Annotated in this window: 2 protein-coding genes; one reads left to right on the top strand and one right to left on the bottom strand. The window is 70.7% G+C overall.

Annotation, left to right across the window (positions count from 1 at the left end; all coding sequences use genetic code 11):
* Positions 1-135: 135 nt before the first annotated feature.
* Positions 136-1,992, bottom strand: coding sequence for a glutamine--fructose-6-phosphate transaminase (isomerizing) (gene glmS / locus G6021_RS07045; protein WP_179524682.1), 1,857 nt, complete (start codon positions 1,990-1,992; stop codon positions 136-138).
* 74 nt (positions 1,993-2,066) lie between these two features.
* On the opposite strand from glmS, the gene G6021_RS07040 reads away from it, so the two are divergent.
* Positions 2,067-2,547 (top strand): dienelactone hydrolase family protein (locus G6021_RS07040; protein ID WP_347238925.1); only part of this gene is annotated, 481 nt, incomplete at its 3' end.

Here is a 2,547-nt window from a genome sequence, read left to right as displayed (position 1 = left end):
CGCATCACGGCGTCCGGGTCCCCCGCCGCCGCGGCCGCCTCGATGAGCGGGCCCTCGGCGGCCCGGATCGCCTCGACCGGGTGCGCGCGCAACATGACGTCCACGATCCCAGACGGAATCAGACCCGGGGGCGGATCACTCCACCGTGACGGACTTGGCCAGATTGCGGGGCTTGTCCACGTCGTACCCACGGGCCGCGGCGACCTCGGCGGCGAACGCCTGGTAGGGGATGGTCGCGAGCAACGGCTGGAGCAGGGTGGTCGAGGCCGGGATCGGGATGAAGTAGTCCGACAGCGGTCGCACCACCTCGTCCCCCTCCTCGGCAATCACGATGGTCCGGGCACCGCGGGCCCTGATCTCCTGGATGTTGCTCACGAGCTTGGAGTGCAGGACTCCCCGACCCTCGACCGGAGGCATGACGATGAAGACGGGCAGGCCGTCCTCGATCAGCGCGATCGGTCCGTGCTTGAGCTCACCCGCCGGGAACCCCTCGGCGTGCATGTACGCCAGCTCCTTGAGCTTGAGCGCGCCCTCGAGCGCCGTCGGATAGCCGACGTGGCGGCCGAGGAACAGCACCGACTTCGAGTCGGCCAGCTCCCGCGCGATCTCGCGGACCGGGTCGAGGGAGTCGACCACCTTCTGGATGGCCTCGGGCATCTTCTCGAGCTGACGGAACTCGGCCGCCACCTCGTCGGGGTACTTGGTGCCCCGGGCCTGCGCCAGCGCCAGTCCCACGAGGTAGTTGGCGGTGATCTGGGCCAGGTACGCCTTGGTGGAGGCCACGCCGATCTCGGGGCCGGCATGGGTGTACAGCACGGCGTCGGCCTCACGGGGGATCTGCGACCCGTTGGTGTTGCACACCGCCAGGACGCGGGCCTTCTGGGACTTGGCGTGACGCACGGCCTCGAGGGTGTCGGCGGTCTCACCCGACTGTGAGATGGCCACCACCAGGGTGGACCGGTCCAGCACCGGGTCCCGGTAGCGGAACTCCGAGGCGATCTCGACCTCGCAGGGCAGGCGGGTCCAGTGCTCGATGGCGTACTTGGCCACCATGCCGGAGTGGTACGCGCTGCCGCAGGCCACGATGAACACCTTGTCGATGTCCCTGAGGTCCTGGTCGCTGATCCGCTGCTCGTCGAGCACGATGCGGCCGTCCTGGAAGTGGCCGAGCAGGGTGTCGGCGACCGCCGCCGGCTGCTCGGCGATCTCCTTGAGCATGAAGTAGTCGTAGCCGCCCTTCTCCGCGGCGGCCAGGTCCCAGTCGATGTGGAACGGGCGGCCCTCGGTGGGTTCGCCGGCGAGGTCGGTGATCTCGTAGCCGTCGGCCCGCAGCACCACCACGTTGTCCTGGCCGAGTTCCACCGCCTCACGGGTGTGCTCGATGAACGCCGCGACGTCCGAACCGAGGAACATCTCGCCCTCCCCCACGCCCAGCACCAGCGGGGTCGACCGACGCGCCGCGACGAGGGTGCCCGGGTGGGCGGCGTGGCTGAAGACCAGGGTGAAGGCACCCTCGAGGCGGTTCAGCACGGCCCGGCACGAGGCGACGAAGTCCCCCGCGTGCGGTCCGGACGCCATCTCGCACATGAGCAGGTGCGCGGCCACCTCGGAGTCGGTGTCCGACACCAGTTCGACCCCCGCGGCCTCCAGCTCGGCGCGCAGCGGGGCGAAGTTCTCGATGATGCCGTTGTGCACGATCGCCACGTCGCCCGAGACGTGCGGGTGGGCGTTGCGGTCACTGGGGCGCCCGTGGGTGGCCCAGCGGGTGTGTCCGATCCCGGTGGTCCCCGGGAAGCTGTCGTGCCCGGCGGAGTCCAGCGCGGCCTCGAGGTTGGCGAGCTTGCCCTCCTTCTTCTCCACGCGCGAGGCGCCCGAACCGTCGAGGACGGCCACGCCCGAGGAGTCGTATCCGCGGTACTCCATCCGCCGCAGGGCCTCGACCACGACAGGGAGGGCAGCCTGATGCCCGACATAACCGACGATTCCGCACATGGCCGCTAAGTGTAGCCACGCCGTCCCGACGCCCCGGCACCGTCGACCCCCCCGGAGGCGATACTGTGGCCCTCGTGGCCATCAAGACCAAAGCTCTGCTCGACAAAGTGAACCGGCGGGGCCCCTACGGGGTCGACACGGGCGATCTCGGTTTCACCGGGACGCCGGGCGCGGTGTTCGTCCCGCGTGACGCGCCGTCACCCGCCCCGGTGGTGGGCTTCGCCCACGACTGGACCAAGGGCCCCCGTGACTACACGGACACGCTCAAGCACCTCGCCTCGTGGGGCTTCGTCGTGGTCGCGCCCGCGACCGACCGGTCCCCCCGGCCGAACCACCAACACTTCGCCGACCACCTGTCGGCCGCGATCGAGGACGTCCTGCAGGCCAGGCTCGGCCGCGGTACCGTCCGCGCGGATCCCCGCCGGATCGGGCTGGCCGGTCACGGGCTCGGTGGCGGGGTCTGTGCCCTGCTGGCCTCCCAGCGCACCGATATCGGCGCGGTGGCGATGGCGTTCCCCACCGAGACCGTCCCGGCGGCCGCCGACCGGGCCATCA

The organism is Dietzia sp. CW19, assembly GCF_014145265.1.
Taxonomy (GTDB): Bacteria; Actinomycetota; Actinomycetes; order Mycobacteriales; family Mycobacteriaceae; genus Dietzia; species Dietzia natronolimnaea.
This window is presented reverse-complemented; position numbering and strand designations above follow the sequence as displayed.

What these genes read in the sequence shown, in the direction of transcription:
- glmS (WP_179524682.1), bottom strand. Translation starts at nt 1,992, where the DNA reads ATGTGCGGAATCGTCGGTTATGTCGGGCATCAGGCTGCCCTCCCTGTC.